Source organism: Treponema porcinum (assembly GCF_900167145.1).
GTDB lineage: Bacteria > Spirochaetota > Spirochaetia > Treponematales > Treponemataceae > Treponema_D > Treponema_D porcinum.
In genome coordinates this window covers 96,788-115,125 of sequence record NZ_FUWG01000008.1, presented here as the reverse complement: position 1 = coordinate 115,125, position 18,338 = coordinate 96,788, and the positions used below count along the sequence as shown (strand labels likewise).

The window sequence follows — 18,338 nt, the reverse complement described above, 5'->3', positions numbered from 1 at the left end:
TTCAGCGTTTTGCTATTGACACTTTTTTTGAAAAAGAATATATTATTTAAGCATTCACAAAAGTGCATGGGCTACTAGCTCAGTAGGTAGAGCAACGCCCTTTTAAGGCGTGGGTCACTGGTTCGAATCCAGTGTAGCTCAAAAAAGGACTTCCAGTTTTGGAAGTCCTTTTTTTATGCCAGAAAACACCCGGACAGTAAAACAGACCGTTACGTTTAGCTAAAAACACAAAAACTCATTTTTCAAAAAAAAATTTCAATTTTTTTTCAAATTTCCCTGCACTTTTTTGCCCAAAATGAAAGATAAATTCGATTTATATGTAGGGAGAAAGATCCCCGAACAAAACACACAGAATCGTGTGAAGAACAGGAGCCGTGTATGAACGAATACTATCCGCCGGAGCTTCTCAAAAAATGGAACGAAGCTTCACTTTCAGACAACTTCATTTTCTGCAAGGTTATGTCTGAGAATCTTGACCTTTGCAAGGAGTTCCTCGAAATGCTTTTGAATATTAAGATTGAAAGCATAAGTCTTGCCCAGCCAGAAACAACTCTGAATGTCGATTTCTTCGCCAAAGGAATTCGCCTCGATGTATTTGTAAAAGACGACACCGACAGAATTTTTGATATCGAAATGCAGGTCATTGGTAACGATTATCTTCCGCTTAGAGCCAGATATTATCAAAGTGTACTGGATGTTTCTTCCCTGCACGCTGGCGAGGACTACGAATCACTTACAGAAAGTTATGTGATTTTCCTCTGCCTTGATGATATTTTTCACAAAGGGCTACCGATTTACACCTTCAAAAGCGTCTGCCTCGAAGACAGCACCCTTGTACTTGACGACAAAACAACAAAAGTCTTTTGCAATGCCCAAAAGTATGATAAAATGCCAGCAGAAAAGCTAAGGACTTTTTTCAAATTTCTTGTACAGAAGAAACCGGACGAAACAGACTTTTCAAAGATTATCAACGAAAAAGTCCTCAAAGCCAAAATCACCGAAGACGCACGGAGGACTTTTATGACTTTGGAGCAAGAGATAAGATTAGCCGCCAAACACGCCGCCCAAGCGGCTGCTCAAGAAGCTTATGAGAAAGCATATAAAGAAGCTGAAAAAGAGAAAGAAATTGCACTAAAGGAAGCGGCTATTGAAGGAAAACTTGAAAGTGCAAGAAACTTTAAAAAATCCGGAGTTTCTGCGGAAATTATTTCTAAATGTACAGGACTTTCTTTACAGCAGGTTCAGGAGCTGTAAATAGGTCTTTTCACTCGCCAACCCTGTCATTCCGAACTTGTTTCGGAATCCCATTGATAGGTCTTTACAAGCGTTAGTGGGATGCTGAACCGAGTTCAGCATGACAAAGTGTGAAGTTCACCATGACAATTGCCTTTACTGAAAAAAAACACGCCGAGTTTTAAAAAATTCTCGGCGAGAATTTTAAAAAGTACGGCGAGTTTTTAGGGAAAACTCGGCGAGAATTTGGGAAAAACTCGCCGAGAATTTTCTGAAAAGTCCTATAGTTTATTTAAGCTGGGCGGTTTCGATGTAGCCTTGACCAGCGTAATTGATACCGTAACCAATAACAGGATTTGAAGTTCCGTTTCCACCGCAAATATCAGTACCTGTCTTTACAGGAATATTTTGAAGCATTCCATTAGAATTTCTAAAGACTCCGATACAAATATCATCCAAAAGGAATTTATTTTCTGTCGGTAAAATTACTGATTCCCATGCACCCGTATACATATTTTCAGAATCTGTACCTGGTTTTGGAATCCAGTCAGAACTATTTTTAACAGCAGAATCAACATCAACAAGGTATGCATATTTTGGATATTGCAAAGATGTCATCAAATAACCGATATACGGTATATATCTTGTTCCAGTACTGTCTTTTGCAAAATCAATAGTAATGTACTGACCTGTTGCTCCGTAACTGTCAACAAATACAGAATGTGTTTTTATATAATCTGGTGTTGCAGATTCATAACTGTCATAACTGTCAAGATATGTATATACAAGAGAACCTGTCCTTTCTTTGCTGTATGAAGCAATATGAATATGGTTAGCAGAATCGACAGCAATTGCCGCATAACCACCAGAATTACCGTCAAGAATTGCAACTGGTGTAGACCAACTCTTATTTACATGTGTTTCTGAATCTACATTTTGATGATTATTGGTTATAGGGTCAGTCAAATAACTATACCATAATGTTTTATGAATATCATCACACCAGACAGCAACAACTGTATCTGGAGAACCTTGAGAACCTGGCACAACGGCAATGGCATAACGCTCTCCCGGTGCATACGGTGAACTGCCTGTATTTGTAGCAGAACTTGCAAGAACAGAAACATGATTATAGTCAGTAACAGTTTTTGTCGAATCAGAACCATACAAATATGCATCATCATAAAAATCTCCAAAAGAAGAATAGTTTGTGTCATTTTGAGCCCACCAATCTTCTGTTTGCCCAGTAACTTGTCCAAAGATATTAGTTACATTTTTATATACAACGCTAAATGCCGTCTTATTATCCATTTGTCCAGCACGGAATCTAAGTTCATTTGTAAGGGAATCATAATACATTAAATATAAATTTGTTTTAGTTCCGCTGGCACTTGCCGCAAGTTGAGGATGGAACTGGAAACGAGTTCCGTTCATTACATAACTTTTATCACTGTCCTTATAGTTAGCCATATATTCAAGCCGGAGAGCATTATTTGCACTATATGCACATATCCAGTCACTATCCTTACTATCTATATCAGAACTAGGTCCCCATACACTTGAAACTAATCGGAATCTGGCAACACGCGGATTATTTGTATCGGTACCAGCATGCACACCAAACATGTGTCCTTGATTATCGTACACAAAACGCATTGTATTTACAGGAGTATAATCCCGGCACCAGAACTTAAGTGAATATTTTTGGGGCTCTCCTTTATCATCTACACCATAAGGATAATATCCATAGTTTCCAGAAGAGAATGAGAAGCCCAATTGTCCGTCAGAAGGATTTATATGCATTGTTGCTTCAGAAACAATGCCTTCCGGCGATACAGCGGATTGTGAGTTAATTCCCCATATTGCAAGTTCAACATCATCTTCCAAAAGGTCATTATTTACATTATTTGGCTGACGGTTGTAATAATTCTTATAGTTGTTATACAAAGAATCCGATTCCACATCTTCATAAGAACCTTTTGCATTTTTATTATTTATATTATTCAGGTTCTTTATGGAATTAACAGAAATTTCAATTTTGCCAGACACTGCATTTTCCGGTAATTGAAAACTCAAATCAGAATCTAAGGTAGTTGTAACAGCATTTTTAGTAAAGATAATTTGAGAATCTTCTTTAGCAATATTAAATCCAACTACAGAAATTTTTTCTGATACATTAGAATTTCCATTAGCATCCTGTGTGTAGAAATAAACCGGATATCTGCCTGAGGCTGTTCTTCCGTATACAGAATGATTCTTTGTTTCGATTCCTGAAAGTGTTGTTATTAATTCCGTAATATACGGCACAACATCTACGCGGTAATATGGAGTCGGTCTCTCTGCTGTCGTCTGAATTTCATCTGGTTCAGAAGAAGCTTTTTCAGACTGGTCTGTTGCCCGTACGAAAATCTTTACATCTGTAACCGCAGTATCAGTAATCTTTGATGTATCCCACGTAAGAGTCCATTCTATTGTATGTCCGTCAGCCTGAGAGATTGTCTCGCGGTCTACAGTAAATGCCCAGCCTTGATTTTCCAATGCCACAGCAATATCATTTTCCAACTTGGTATCATTCCAGCCTGTATCTCCAGTTCTTGTATATGTACCAACAGACTGATACTCATTCATAAAGCTGGAAATTTTTATTTCTATATTCTTCAGAATCTTGTTGTCATTTGCTGTTCCCTGAACCTTTATAATACCGGAAACTTTTGGGTCACCGTCATAAACACTGTTTCCGGTATTATTTTTGTAAGCGTCAGTTTCCTGCCAGTCCGCTTCAAGTTCTATATGACCATTCTCTGTACTGTTCTTGTACAGACTGTTTTCTGTACTGTTTTTCCAATAGAACGGAGATATAGAAACTGTCGGAGCAATATTATCGACCAGTTCCTGTTTTACGTATGCATTAAGAACAGTCCAGCTTGTATCTGTTCCCGGAGTAAGTTCTTCCGTTGAATCCCAGAAGCTGAAGCGATAATAACACTCTGCTCCCTCATAACCGTCACCAGAACTTAAATCATTATTATCAAGTGAAAATACAGTTTTATTATTAATTTCTTTTGCAGATGACTTTACAAGTGATTCTCCTGCAGAAAGTCCTTCCGAACCTTTAGAAAGAGTCCAATAGAAAGGTTCTGTTCCGCCTACAAATTCTGGCTGTATAGAAAGCCGTTCTTTTACAGCCCAGCACTTTTCCCTACCCAGTTCCTGTTTTGTATCAAGATTCCAGATTTCAACACCCTGTGAAGTGTCACCAGTTCCTTCAGAATTCTTTATTGCATAGAACTGTTGGTATTCAGCATCATCAAACGCTCCGTTTCCGTTCAAATCCGTTGCAAGACGCACGGACGTAATACGAATAGGACTGTTACTTATACGCGTACTTACACGACCGTAGTTTGTATTTCCTGCCTTATCGAATACAACAACATGAATTTCTATCGGACCGTCGGGAATATTTGCGGACGGAACGGATGCATCCCAAGTATAGTTTGAACCGCTCTTTGAGTATGATTCAACCATACCGTCACCATCATCGTTCTTGATGCCGGAAGAATTGCGGCTTTCTCCAGAATTATCAACGACCATTCCGTATACAAATTCTGCTTCCTTATATGTCGTAGATACTTCATCATCAATCGTTACAGAAGTTTCAGTTACTTCTATAATTTTATGATACGTACCGCCTATTTTTACAAGTCCGCCGGCACGTATATTATTGTTTGTTGTAAGATTAAGTTTTGTAAGATCGCTTCTTCCTATGTTATTCATATACAGTACGGCAAGTTTGTCTTCATTTATATAGACTTGTCCATCAGCTTTGCTATCCTGTACTGATGTTCTATTAACATTCCTGTCTTCGTCCATTACGTTATAAACGCGTTTATTACTGCCGGCACTGTCAGTTCGCACAAAATAGAATACTGCACGCTCAAAACCAGAGCCAGATTCGTTTACCCGTGCGGCGATTGTTGCAAATTCACCGTTACTGTTCTGAACAAACACTGATGAACTGAGTTTATTCGCCTCTATTCCGTAATTATCCTTATACATAATAAGACCGTTGCTGTCTGTTTCAAGCGCAGGCGCTTCATTGTCTATATGCACAGAGAATGTTGTATTGTTCTGATACGGAGAGTCCGCAGACGGAACTGCCGTAATCATAGCAGTCCAGCTGCCAGTATCTTTATTTATAGGAATAAAGAATTTCTTATTATTGCCGTCAGCCTCTGTTGTTATACTATTACCGGCAGAAACAGAAACGTTAGAAACGCCTTCTGTATGAACAGCCCTGCCCTCAAGCCGCCAGTTCAAACCAGAAATAAATACATCATCAGCATACGAAATTTCTTTTTTCGGTGTTGTATACGACTCTTCAGCATATTGTACAAGCTTTAAATCTTCCAGCTGCGGAATATTGTTGTCAACAGTAATGACAAGTTCCTTAGACCATGCACTTGCAAGCGGATTTGACGTATCCTTATCAACTGCAACCGCCCTCATTCTAATTTTTGTACCGGCAGTAAATCCAGAAAGATCTACGGATGATGACCAGCTGAGAGTTCCTTTTACCTTGAAACCGTTATCACCTTTCACAGGAATTGATTGGGCAATATTTTCAGAATCACCTCCGATATATACCTTTCCTTCAGAATTTTTCGGCGCATTTTCAATTTCGTTACCGTTTTCATATTCACCGTCATTATTAAAATCGAACTGAAGCCAAACAGAATCAACTCCTTCGTTGTCGCTTGCAGAACCTTGAATACGGACTGTTCCGCCCATTACAAGTTCCTCGCCGTCGATCATTTCAGGATACGTAATCTGAACCTGAGGCTTATCTGCGTTCGGATTGAAACGCAATGTATTTCCCTGTATATAGCCTACGTTTCCAGCATTATCTGTCAATCTGAACCACACAGGAATATCATACAAATCTGTATTTGAAGAATCCTGTGCATATAAATATTCATTACCCAGCATTTCATTTTCTTTTGAATAGCCAAGTTTTTCTGCAAGTCCGGCAAAATCTATTTTCCAAGTAACAGCTGTCTGTGTAAGATTCTCGTTGCTCCAGGCAAGAGTTTTCAACTGCTCTTCTGTTGTATATGCATGAGTCGTATTTGTAGGAATGTAATACGCCATTGCATCAGACAACGGAATACCGCTGTTTGCCTTCTCATCGTCCTGCAAAAGACCGCTCATTTCAAATTCACCGGTAACTTCTGTATCTGCAGATGGAATGACATTTTTTATTGTATCAGGTGCCGTATTATCAATAGTTACGATACGAGTAAGAGACGTTGTTTTTCCAGCTTCATCCCTTGCTTCTGCCACAAACTGATAAATACCCGATACAAATACAGCTGAATTTCCTATATCAATATCAGCTTTAGTTTCATAATATCCAGTATTGTTATTATATAATGCAGAATATTCTTGTTCACCAAGCCTTACATTTACTGTCAGCCTATCACCTGTTGATACAGTGTCAGATGCCTTTACCCTAAACGTAGCGTATTTATATTTTACACCGCCTAAAATATGATTATTATTTACATCCTCATAATCATCTACTTCACCTTTATCAGCAGACTGTAAATTCACCTGCACGGAAGACACAACAGGTGGATTTGTATCAACACTTAAAGTAATTTTATCACCGGCAACATCTTCATTATTGTTCTGAATTTTAGGAACAGTAAGTAAGTCATTGTTACCTGTAATAAATGTACCACCGGCTTTATCTATTACCTTAAAATACAAATTATATGTACCATCTGTAATATTTTCATACTTCCACTCATTACTGTTTTCAGCAAGTGCAGTTCCCCAATCTGATTTTAACGTATCTCCCTGTTCTACCATCTGAAGATATATTGATTTTATAACACCGTCATCATCAGATACAGTACCAGTAAATGATGTATCTCCAAGACGGAATATTCCGTCTGTATTTGAGAAAGTAACTTTTACAACAGGACGATTGCTGTCCTGATTAACATAGAGCGTAAGTAAAGCTGCCGTTTCCGGAACTGTATTCCCGGCTTTGTCTGTCATCCTTATCTGGAAGTCATATTTTGTTTTATCATTAAGAACTGTTGTATCAAAATCAACACTCCATGTTCCTTCAGCAGATACATAAACTGTTTGCGATGCTTTTTTCCATGCACCATCAGAAGTTGTACGGTAATAAAGGCTTGCTTCTAAAGAGTCTGTATTATTTGCTTCTGTATACGTTCCTGAAACCGTTACTGTTTTGTTTACCGCTGCTCCCTGAGAGTGCGAAGTATATGTTATTGCAGGCGGTGTTTTATCTACGATAAGACCGGAAATATAACTTTCTATAGACGATAGTCCTGATTTATCCACTGCGCGTATATAAATTGTCTGTGTTCCGTCTGCCCACTCATGAGACTTTTCAGAAATATTGATAGTTTCAGTTACATCGTTACCATTAATACCAGCATCATCAGAAGATATGTCAAGAGTTCCAATCGCATCTTCATCTTTAAATGAAGGAGTCATTCCAATCAGAATTTTCGATACTCCACTTGTTGTATCTGCTGCCGATACTGTAACGGTAACTTGCGATTCAGCATTTATGTAGAGCGACGAACCTGTTTTTCCGTCTACTGTTACAATCGTATTTTTTAGTTCAGGCTGCTCGGTGTCTACATAAACAGAAATTTCACGACTAGATTTATTTCCAGCAGCATCTTTTGCTTCTAGAGTAACACGGTTTAATCCATCGTTATAATTAGCAAGAATTGAATAGCCGTTGCCTCCGCTTGAAGTTGTTTCAGTATCATTTACTTTCAGCGTATAGCCGGTAATTTCATTTTTATCCCATGCCTTTCCTGACAAAGTAATGCTGTTTGTGTTGAACCAATATCTCTCTGTCATAGCAGCAAGTTCGTCATTGGTCTTTGTTTTTTGTCCGCCAGAAATCGTAGTCGGAACATTATCTCCATTTTCAGACTCTTTCCATACAGGCGGAGTTACATCAACTTTAAATTCCAGTTTTGTTGAAGAAGAACGACCATACTTATCTTTTACAGTAACAGTTACCTCTTTAGAACCCTCAGTTTCTTCGAAATCAGAAGAACTCCATGATTCAGAACCCGAAACTGACGGAGATTGAGTAGAAAATACTCCTGCTAATTCAACAGATGCAATTTCACTTTCGTCTGATGCTTTTCCTGTAATAGCAAATTTCTTAGAAACAAACATTCCTTTTTCATAAGTTTTTCCACCAATCTTAATGTCTGAAATTACAGGAACATCGTTATCAACTGCAAACAAAATAGGCTCAGTGCTATATTCAGTGTCATTTATATCAGTAACTTTAAATGTAATTGTATGAGCTCCGGTTAAACCTAACGGAACAGATCTTGTTACGGAAGTAGTTGCAGAATCATAATCACCTTTTTTGTAAAGTTCTTTCTCTGTACCGTCATCAAACTTATAAGTAAAAGATTGTATTCCGTCATCATCGGTTGCTGTTACATAAACAGTCTGACTTCCCATTCCAAACAGGTTTTTACCGTCTGCGCTTGAAATCTCATCTTCGTCCAACAACGTAAGAGTCAGATTAGAAGAAGATACTGTAGGTTTATCCGTAGCCTGACATACATAAACAGGATATTCTGCAACTTTAACATTGCCTGTTCTGTCTGTAGACTCAATACAGATAACTATGCCGGCGTCGTCAAAAACAAGTTTTGTAGTATCTACAGTAAATTTATAGTTATTTGCTGTATTTGAAGAACTTTCAACTGTTACAGCATCGCCTTCCTGTTCAGTTCCGTCAAATTTAAGGCTCTGAATTGCATCTCCAGTTAGAACAACTTTTCCATCTTCAATCTTTGCTTTATAAACCTTAAGCACAGTTGAGACAACTTTATCATTATCTGTTGAAGAGCCTTGAACAGTTATTTCTCCATTAACTGCGCCATTTTTATATTCAGCAGGAGTACCTGCATATCCTGTAACAAGCGGTGAAACCTGAGAAATTTCTGGAACAGGCGGCTCTTTATCAAAAACAACAGAAACAGTTTTTGAAGACATCTGCCCTGCCATATCCTCTGCTGTAAATGTATAGTTTCCGGATGTATTAAACTCTGTAGTTTTGAAAGAATATACGTCACCGCTTTGACTAACTGTCAAAATTTCTGAACCGTACTTAACATTCTTAAGTGCGGCAGAAGTTACAGTTCCCGTAATTGTAAACGGTTTATTTACATAATAAGTATTAACATCCTGTTTAGGCGTTCCGTCTGTAACGTTTAATGTAAAAGAAGCTCCAAATTCTGGTGCATTCTTTATTATTTTTACAGTCCGTGATGACTTTTCTGTTAGTTCAGAAACATTACCAGCCTCATCCGTTGCCCTAAATTGTACTTTTGCTTCTTCTTCACCTACATTTTTAAAATCAATATTTGCATTGATAGATTGCTGTGCAGAAATAGAAGTCCACTTAGTACCGCCATCAATAGAATATTCAAGAGATTTTATTGCATTAGCATCATTAACTGTTCCAGCAAATGAATAAATTGTAGTTCTTGTTAGTCCAATATAAGCAGGCTGATTGTAATCGTTTATTTCTACAACAGGAGAAATATTATCAAACCTGAATTTTACATAATCTGTTGTTTCACGACCAAAACTGTCTGTTACAGTATATGTTATTGTATAAAGAACACCGTCGTTAGTAATTCCAGTATTTTCAGATTCAGTGGAGTTTGAAAGGTCAATCTCATCATTCCATTCGTAAACACTGCCTGAATGCTTAACCGTAACAGTTTTTTCCCCACGTTTTAAAATCTTATCAGACGACCCACCGTCCTGTAATCCAAACTCTCCGGAAACTGTACCAGATGCCGTAAACTTATTACTCTGATAACTTTCAGAGTTCTTTACAGGATTTATGAATGTAATTGAAGGCGCATCGTTATTTATACAGATTGCAAATTCTGTTGTGTTAATTTTACCCTCTGCATTATCTGTTGCTTTAATTTGAATTAAATAAAAACCTTCTTCAAGAACAGCACCCTCAGCAGATTTCAATGCCTGGCTGAAAGAATAAGATGTCTTTCCACCAGGAGACAGAAGAGATTTGAAAAGTAATGTAAAACTTCCGTCACTGCCAAATTTCTTATACGCAATTTCTATTTTTTCAATTCCGTCATCGTCAACAACTGCGCCGGAAAGTTTATTATTTCCTGTCTGGTCAAAAAGGTTTTCACCAACTCCTATACCGTCTTTATCTTTTATTTTGTCATCTGCATTAGAAAGCGTAATGACTGGTAAATCTGTACTCTGGTCAACATAAATTTTTTGCTCAGAACTAGAACCTTTGTTTCCGGCGCGGTCTAAAGCGTAAACTTTAACTGAATATTCGGTGTTGTCGCTGAGCGAAGTCGTGTCAAAATCCCATGTAAAAGAACCAGTTCCTTCAGGCTGAACATCAGATTTTGTTACATTGCCTTTTGAATCTGAAATTTCTGCCCATGCCGAAGCGATTTTGTCATTATCTGAAAGAGTTCCCTTAATTTTTATTTTTCCGTTTACGCAGTTATCTCTTGTTTTGCCGTCTTTTTCATTTGAAAGAAGCGTAGAAACCTCAATGCTTGCAGTCGGTTTAAGCATATCCACCTGTGCAGTAACAGAATCCTTGCCTGTTGTATCTGTAACGCCGGAAACAGAAATTACGTACTTAAATACATCGCCTTCAGAAGGCTTTGTTCCGTCTTTTGAGGCACCTTTTTCAGGATACCACGTTCCTTTTGAGGCATCTATTTCAAAAGAAACTTCCGGATCTACGCCAAGCGTTCCGATTATTTTCATAGAACTGTCGTCATCACTGTTTGTATCACGGTTTTTGATTGTTCCAAGCAGGGTATTTTTGTTCGTTACATCATATACATAGATTTCATAAGAGGCATCGTTTACCGCAGTTCCTTCATCAGATTTTATTGTACCTTTTACCGTAATAATATCCTGCGGGTTATTAGAGATTGAATCCGTCTCTGGTTTTGATATTGTAACAGTTGGCGGAACTCCGGTTGCCTGAGCTTCAAAGCCGTTGTACTTGTTGTTTGCAGAAATAAATTCTACATTGTCCTTATCTTCGCCTGTTGCCGCAATAACATAGCACTTTGTTGCCTTCATTATTTTTGAATCAGACGGAAGGGAAAGCGACTGCGTCCATGTACTTCTGGACTCGCCTGTGTAAGGCCCGTAAATATCCGGGCTGCCCCCACCTACGCCGTTTTTTCCGTCGTAAAGGATTGAAGTAACCTGTGCATTTTTTTCGGCATACGCCTTAGGGTCATTGTATATGTCAGAAAGTTTTAATGATACGGCATCTTTTTCAAACGGACCAAAAAGGTAAACTTTTATTGTTTCCGGTGAAAAAAGCACGCCGTCAAGACCTGCATCTGCCTTAAACGTAATCGTTCCGCCTTTTGCAGCCGGGCTTAAAGTCAGAACGCCGTCTTTTTCTGCGGTTGAATCAAATGAATAGCCCATTACCGTGTACGTAGGATTTGCATCCTTGTTCAGTTTCATTTTAAGGGATTTTTCTGACGTGTCTGTCTTTGCACTGTTAAGCACTTCAAGAACAGTTTTTCCGTCTGCGTTTGGAGTATCGTACGGAACTGTTCCGTTCAGAATGTTCATAAAGTCGCTTACTTCAAACGCTTTTCCCCATACTTCAGAAGCTTTTGTTCCCATAAGGACGTATTTTGCATCTGTTCCGTAGATGTCGTCATAAAGCCATACGTCACAAGTGGTGTTACCGTCGGAAGAAACAGGCTGTCCTGCATCGGAAGAACGGTTGTATGACGGAACAAAATCCGGTTTCTGGTATACGCATGAGCTGTCTGTAAGTTCAACGGAACACTTAAATGCCTGAAATCCGCCTTTCTGTGAATCATAAATATTATTATACCGTTCAAGAAGTGTGTCTGTTCCGCCTGTATTGGAATAGTATTTTGCAAACGTAACTGAAGTTCCGCCGGCAATGTTAATGTTCTCCTCTTTCCAGCTGGCTTTTTCAATTCCGTTTGTATCATAGACTGTAAGCGCCATTGATTTTACGGAGTGAGCTTCTGCAATAGAACCTTCTACTTTTAAGACAGAACCGTATGACGTTTCTGTGTCTGTGCTTCCAGGACTGTTTATTACAAATACAGGAGCAGTATTGTCTATTTCAAGGTCACGTTCAAACGGAGCAGACTTTCTTCCGGCTCCGTCGGTTGCAATCGTGCGGAACGTATATTTTCCGTCTTTAAGAGGATACGAGCCGTCTGCGTTCTTTGCATTTATTTCTACAGACCATACCTGTCCTGACTTTGCAGACTCAACTACAGGTGCTTTTAATTCATAGCCTGTTACAGGATTATTTGAGGAGTCAAGAATGGTAACCTGTACGCTTGAAACCATCCGGTCATCGGAACATTCGCCTGCAAGGACGAACCTGTCTTTTATGACAGATTTTGCGTCAGGGTATGTAATGGAAATTTTAGGGGCTTCTGTATCTACGGACTCACCAAGTCCTACTTCACAGGATAAAATGAAAACAGAAAGCAATATAAAAAGTACAGCCGGCAGACATACTAAAAATTTTTTCATATACACTCCTCGTAAAAAGGTTTGCAACGCAAACTATAAGAAGATAAAAATAAGAACTCTATTCCTAGTATCGTACGGATATCCTAAAAGTTTAGTTAATTATTACTAACCCAAAGTATTGTAACATAAAAAGAGAAAACAGCAAGTAAAAGGTTGTAAAATTAAGGTAAAGCAGACCGGTTGACCGGCTTTTATACGCTATCTTTTTTAAAGCGTGACAGGAACGCCTTTGTTCGCTCCGCCTGCGGATTGTTTATAACCTGCTGCGGCGTTCCGTCCTCAACTATTACGCCGCCGTCCATAAAAATAATATGGTCGCTTATGTCTCGCGCAAAAGCCATTTCGTGCGTTACTACGACCATCGTCATTTTTTCTGCGGCAAGTGATTTTATTACGGAAAGTATTTCCCCTGTAAGTTCCGGGTCAAGTGCGCTTGTAGGTTCATCAAACAAAAGCACCTCCGGCTTTAATGCAAGTGCACGCGCAATGCTTACCCTCTGCTGCTGACCGCCGGAAAGCTGCCCCGGATAGTTCTTTGCCTTGGAAGCAAGTCCCATCCGTTCAAGCAGTTCCATCGCCGTTTTTTCTGCCTCTTCGGATGATTTTTTAAGCACCTGCACCTGCGCATCAACAACATTTTTAAGTACGGAATAATGCGGAAACAAATTAAAATTCTGGAACACAAGTCCGCTTTTAAGCGCGATTTTGTGCATTTCTTCTTTAGAACAGTATTTTCCGTCTGTTACAAGCGGACTTCCGCAAATTTTTATTGAGCCAGAATCAACGGTTTCAAGCTGGGTAATGCATCTTAGTACGGTAGATTTTCCAGAACCGCTAGGCCCTATGATACTTAAAACTTCGCCTTTATGAACGGAAAACGAAATGTCTTTCAAAACATTAAGTGAACCGAATGATTTTTTCAAATTTGCAACAGTAATGATTTCTTCCATAATCTAATCCAAGTAAAATCCCAGTTCGTTCAGCTGTAGTAAGAAAGCTTTTTTTCCAGCCGGGAAAAGCAGACGGAAACGCCCCAGTTCATGACAAAGTAGAATACTCCGGCAATAAGAAGCGGTACAAATGAAAACATTGCGCTCTGGCGCTTGTTTGCAACCATAAGCAGTTCTTCCACACCGATAACGGAAACAAGCGCGGTGTCTTTTACAAGCGTTATGACTTCATTTCCCATTGCAGGAACTATGCGCTTGACTACCTGCGGCAAGATTATCCTGAAAAAAGTCTGGGTCTGCGTATATCCCAGAACTTTTGCAGCCTCGTATTGTCCTCGCGGAATTGACTCTATGCCTCCGCGGTAAATTTCTGCGAAATAAGCCGAATAATTTATGGAAAGTGCAATTATTGCGGCAACAAACCTGTCCCATTTTATAGAAATCTGAATTCCATAGGAAGAAAGCCACTTAACAAAAAGAAGGGGACCAAAATAAACCATAAGCAGCTGAAGCATAAGCGGCGTTCCGCGGATAAGAAGCAGAAAGCCGTTTGTAATGCCAGAAAGAAGGCGGTTTTTAGACATACGCCCGAATGCAACAAACAGAGCAAGAGGCACTGCAAAAAGCAGCGTAAGAAAGAAAATTTCAAGCGATGTAAGCGAACCTGCAAGCATCGCCTTGAGCATTTTTATGTATTTTTCCGGCATAAAAATTTGTATCCAAATAAGACGCCGCCCTTTTTTAGGGAAGAACGGCGTCCGGAAGTACGATTAAACGGCGTTATTTTCCGATAACAGAAATGTTTTTGCCGAACCACTTGTTTGAAACAGATGCAACTGTTCCGTCTTTTTCCATATCTTCAAGGATTTTCTGAACTTCGTCGCGAAGCTTTACGTCTGTCTTTCTAAAGCCGATTCCGTACGCTTCGTTTGCCAGAACTTCATCAACGATGACAAGCGGCTTGTTGCTTACGGAAATATCATACGCTGCAACTACGCTGTCCATTACAACTGCGTCAACTCCGCCAAGTTCAAGGTCGTTCAAAGCCGTAATGTTGTCGTTATAGAACACAAGATTTTTAAGGGAATCTGCAAAATCTTTGTTTGACTCAACTGCATCCTGTGCGCTTGAACCTTTCTGAAGTCCTATTGTTTTTCCGGCTGCATCGCTAAGTTTTTCAATTCCGCCGTTTTTGCGTACAACAAGAACCTGTGCATTGTTAAGATACGGTTTTGTCATAGAAAGAGATTCTTCGCGCTCGTCTGTAATTGTAAAGCCGTTCCAGATACAGTCGATTTTTCCTGTAGTAAGTTCCATTTCTTTTGCAGACCAGTCAATCGGCTGAGCCTTGAATTCAACGCCAAGGCGGGATGCAACTTCCTTTGCAAGGTCAATGTCATAGCCTGTGATGTTGTTGTCTGCATCCCTAAAGCCTAACGGCGGAAAAGAATCGTCAAGTCCGAGTACGAATACGCCGCGTCCTTTCAATTCTTCAAGGGAATTGTCTGCTTTTGCAGGAGCTTTTTTACAGCCTGCAAGACCAAGTGAAAGCACTGCCAGAACGACAGAAGCAATTACTGTTATTTTTTTCATATATTTCCTCCAATATATTTTTTTATTTTTCAAAAGGAGCGGCGTTTTTCTGCACAGAATGTTTTTAGTGCGGAAATCTGCTCCATCACCTTTGATTCGGCAGGACCTCCGTCAGTCTTACGTGCATTTACGCAGGCCGCCGGCGGAATAACCTCAAAAATATCGCTTTCAATAAGCGGCGAGCAGGATTTAAAATCTTCCTGTGACAGGTCTTCAAGGCGGCAGTTTTTACTGATTGCAAGACGGACGGCTTTTGCACTTACGCCGTGCGCCGTACGGAACGGCATTCCCTTACGCACAAGATAGTCTGCAATATCGGTTGCGTTTAAAAAGCCGCCCTCGCACGCCGCTGCCATAGCCGCTTCGTTCCAGGAAGCTGTTGCAATCATTTTTGTAAACACTTCTACGCAGGAAAGAACAACGTCACACGCATCAAAAAGGCTCTGCTTGTCTTCCTGCATGTCGCGGTCGTACGCAAGCGGAAGCCCCTTCATCATTGTAAGAAGCGCAATTAAATCACCGTAAACGCGTCCCGTCCTTCCGCGGATAAGTTCTGCAAAGTCAGGATTTTTCTTCTGCGGCATAATGGAACTTCCTGTTGACCACTTTTCGCTTAAATCAATAAATGAAAATTCGGTAGTTGACCACAGTACTACTTCTTCGCAAAAGCGCGACAGGTGCATCTGCACAAGGCTGAGCGCAGACACCGTTTCTATGCAGTAGTCGCGGTCAGAAACGCTGTCCAGCGAATTCATCGTTATTTCATCAAAACCAAGCTGCTTTGCCTCATACTTTCTGTTAAGCGGAAGACCGCTTCCGGCAAGCGCACACGCACCAATCGGGCTTATGCGGATTCTTTTAAGCGCGTCAGAAAGCCGGTCTGCATCACGCGTAAGCATCCAGCTCCAGGCACACAGATGATGTGCAAGCGTTACAGGCTGGGCGTGCTGCATATGGGTAAAGCCCGGCATTATCGTCTTTGTATGCTTTTCTGCAATCTGAGTAAGCGTTTCTATAAGCGTAAGAATTCTGTTCTGAAGGTCTGGAACAAAACGGCAAAGGTAAAGCCTTTCGTCAAGAGCAATCTGGTCGTTCCGGCTTCTTCCTGTATGAACTTTTTTACCAGGTTCGCCTATCCTGTCTGTAAGGGTTGCTTCTATAAAAGAATGAATGTCCTCCGCAGAATAGTCGATTTTCAGAGTGCCGTCATTCAGGTCTTTTTCTATTGAATCAAGCCCTGCAATAATACTGTCTGTCTCGTCCTTTGTAATAATTCCGGCATAGCCCAGCATTTCTGCATGTGCGCGGCTTCCTTTTATATCATCAAGAGCCATACGTTCGTCAACAAATATAGATGTTTCAAATGAAACTGCCTGTGCGTCAGGACCTTCCTCAAAACGTCCGTGCCATAAGGCTGCGTGATTGTCCTGTGTAATTGTTCCGTGTTCCATAGGTGGACATTATAGTAAAAAATAAACTCCTATTCAACGCGAAAAAAAAACAGTATATTCAGTGTATGATTACAAACTATCTCTGGATTTTCTTTATTTCTATGGTACCGCTCATTGAACTGCGCGGTGCAATTCCTGTTTCTCAGGCACTTCAGATGCCTGTTGTTCCTTCATACATTATCTGCATTCTGGGAAATATGCTTCCTGTTCCGGTCATCTATCTTTTTGCAAGAAGATTTCTGGAATGGGGAAAAGACAAAAAAGCCATCGGCGGAATATGCCGTTTTTTCCTTGAAAAAGGTACTGCAGCAGGAGCAAAACTTCAAAGCAAGGCTGGAAAAGGCATTTTCATTGCGCTTCTTTTGTTTGTGGGCATTCCTGTGCCGGGAACAGGCGCATGGACGGGAACGCTTGCTGCAAGTCTTCTTGATATGAAATTCAAGGACACTGTAATTGCCGTAACGCTTGGCGTTCTTCTTGCAGGGTGCATTATGATGGCAGGAAGTCTTGGACTTTTTTCTGCCCTGTTTTCTTTTATAAAATAAAGGCAGAAGGTTCTCTATGAAAAAAACTAATGCAATGCGTATTCTTGAAGCAAAAAAGATTGCGTTTACCGTGCGCGAATATGACGACAATACGGAGCATGAACTTTCACGTGGGGCAGCTGAAAAAACTGCTGAAAAACTTGGCATAAATCCGGAATGTGTTTTTAAGACAATCGTAATGCGGACGGATACAAAGGAAATATGCGTATTCTGCCAAAGTGCGGTTAATGAAATCAACCTGAAAAAAGCAAGGACTGCATGCGGTGCAAAGGAAATTGCGCCTGTAAAGCCGGAAGAGCTTCTTTCTCTTACTGGATACGTAAGGGGAGGATGTTCGCCGCTGGGAATGAAAAGGCAGTTCCGTACGTTCATAGACAAAAGTGCGCTTCTTCACGAAAAAATCCATATTTCGGCAGGAGTGCGCGGCGAACAGATTGAACTTGCACCCGGCGACCTTATCAGCGTAACCGGCGCAACAATATGCGATCTGGTGCTGTAACAGAAATGCCGGCGGGGCATTAAACCTTAAATAAAAAAGGTCAGAAAGAAGTGCACCCCAATTATTGGACACTTTAACTAGGCTGATTTTAAGGACTGATTCCTTAATTGTAAAGGGGTCAGTCCTTTTAATTTAACCTTAATTCTCTTTTCGTTGTACCAAGACAAGTATTCAATCAATTCTTTTTTGAAATGTTCAACAGACTCAAACTCCTGTAAATATAAAAGCTCAGATTTTAATAGACCAAAAAAAAATTCCATCACCGAATTATCAAGACAATTACCTTTTCTGGACATGCTCTGTCGGATTCCTTTTTCTTTCAAACGCCGCTGATAATCATACATCTGGTACTGCCAGCCTTGATCAGAATGGAGAATTAGATTAGTTCCATCAGGAATCTGTTTAATGCTTTTTCAAGCATATCAAC

At 40.0% G+C, this 18,338-nt stretch carries 8 protein-coding genes, 1 tRNA gene and 1 pseudogene; 4 read left to right on the top strand and 6 right to left on the bottom strand.

Annotated features, from left to right (window positions below; all coding sequences use genetic code 11):
• Positions 1-68 precede the first annotated feature (68 nt).
• Together B5D55_RS06425 and B5D55_RS06420 are read left to right on the top strand one after the other, a co-directional pair.
• A tRNA-Lys gene (locus tag B5D55_RS06425) sits at positions 69-141 on the top strand.
• Positions 142-378: 237 nt separating this feature from the next.
• Entirely contained in the window at positions 379-1,254 is an 876-nt protein-coding gene (locus B5D55_RS06420; protein WP_078933178.1) for an Rpn family recombination-promoting nuclease/putative transposase, read from the top strand.
• 267 nt (positions 1,255-1,521) lie between these two features.
• Here the strand turns inward: B5D55_RS06420 and B5D55_RS06415 are convergent, their stop codons facing one another.
• From B5D55_RS06415 to argH, 5 genes are all read right to left on the bottom strand, one after another.
• Positions 1,522-12,873 carry an Ig-like domain repeat protein gene (locus tag B5D55_RS06415; RefSeq protein WP_078933177.1) on the bottom strand — a complete coding sequence of 3,784 codons (11,352 nt, stop codon included), beginning with the start codon at positions 12,871-12,873 and terminating at the stop codon, positions 1,522-1,524.
• Between the two features lie 191 nt (positions 12,874-13,064).
• On the bottom strand, positions 13,065-13,823 hold the full coding sequence (locus B5D55_RS06410; protein ID WP_078933176.1) for an amino acid ABC transporter ATP-binding protein: 759 nt from the start codon (positions 13,821-13,823) through the stop codon (positions 13,065-13,067).
• Between the two features lie 29 nt (positions 13,824-13,852).
• The gene (locus tag B5D55_RS06405) at positions 13,853-14,530 is read right to left on the bottom strand and encodes an amino acid ABC transporter permease (RefSeq protein WP_078933175.1); all 678 of its coding nucleotides are present in this window, start codon (positions 14,528-14,530) and stop codon (positions 13,853-13,855) included.
• Positions 14,531-14,603: 73 nt separating this feature from the next.
• Complete coding sequence (locus tag B5D55_RS06400; RefSeq protein WP_078933174.1) at positions 14,604-15,416, bottom strand: amino acid ABC transporter substrate-binding protein; 813 nt, start codon at positions 15,414-15,416, stop codon at positions 14,604-14,606.
• A gap of 29 nt (positions 15,417-15,445) precedes the next feature.
• The gene (gene argH / locus B5D55_RS06395; protein WP_078933173.1) at positions 15,446-16,867 is read right to left on the bottom strand and encodes an argininosuccinate lyase; all 1,422 of its coding nucleotides are present in this window, start codon (positions 16,865-16,867) and stop codon (positions 15,446-15,448) included.
• A 65-nt stretch (positions 16,868-16,932) separates the two neighbouring features.
• On the opposite strand from argH, the gene B5D55_RS06390 reads away from it, so the two are divergent.
• Both B5D55_RS06390 and ybaK read left to right on the top strand, forming a co-directional pair.
• Positions 16,933-17,412 carry a COG2426 family protein gene (locus B5D55_RS06390; RefSeq protein ID WP_078933207.1) on the top strand — a complete coding sequence of 160 codons (480 nt, stop codon included), beginning with the start codon at positions 16,933-16,935 and terminating at the stop codon, positions 17,410-17,412.
• A 16-nt stretch (positions 17,413-17,428) separates the two neighbouring features.
• The gene (ybaK, locus tag B5D55_RS06385; protein ID WP_078933172.1) at positions 17,429-17,911 is read left to right on the top strand and encodes a Cys-tRNA(Pro) deacylase; all 483 of its coding nucleotides are present in this window, start codon (positions 17,429-17,431) and stop codon (positions 17,909-17,911) included.
• A gap of 77 nt (positions 17,912-17,988) precedes the next feature.
• Here the strand turns inward: ybaK and B5D55_RS12105 are convergent.
• Positions 17,989-18,288 (bottom strand): annotated as a pseudogene (locus B5D55_RS12105) (transposase); the annotation flags it as partial.
• Positions 18,289-18,338 lie beyond the last annotated feature (50 nt).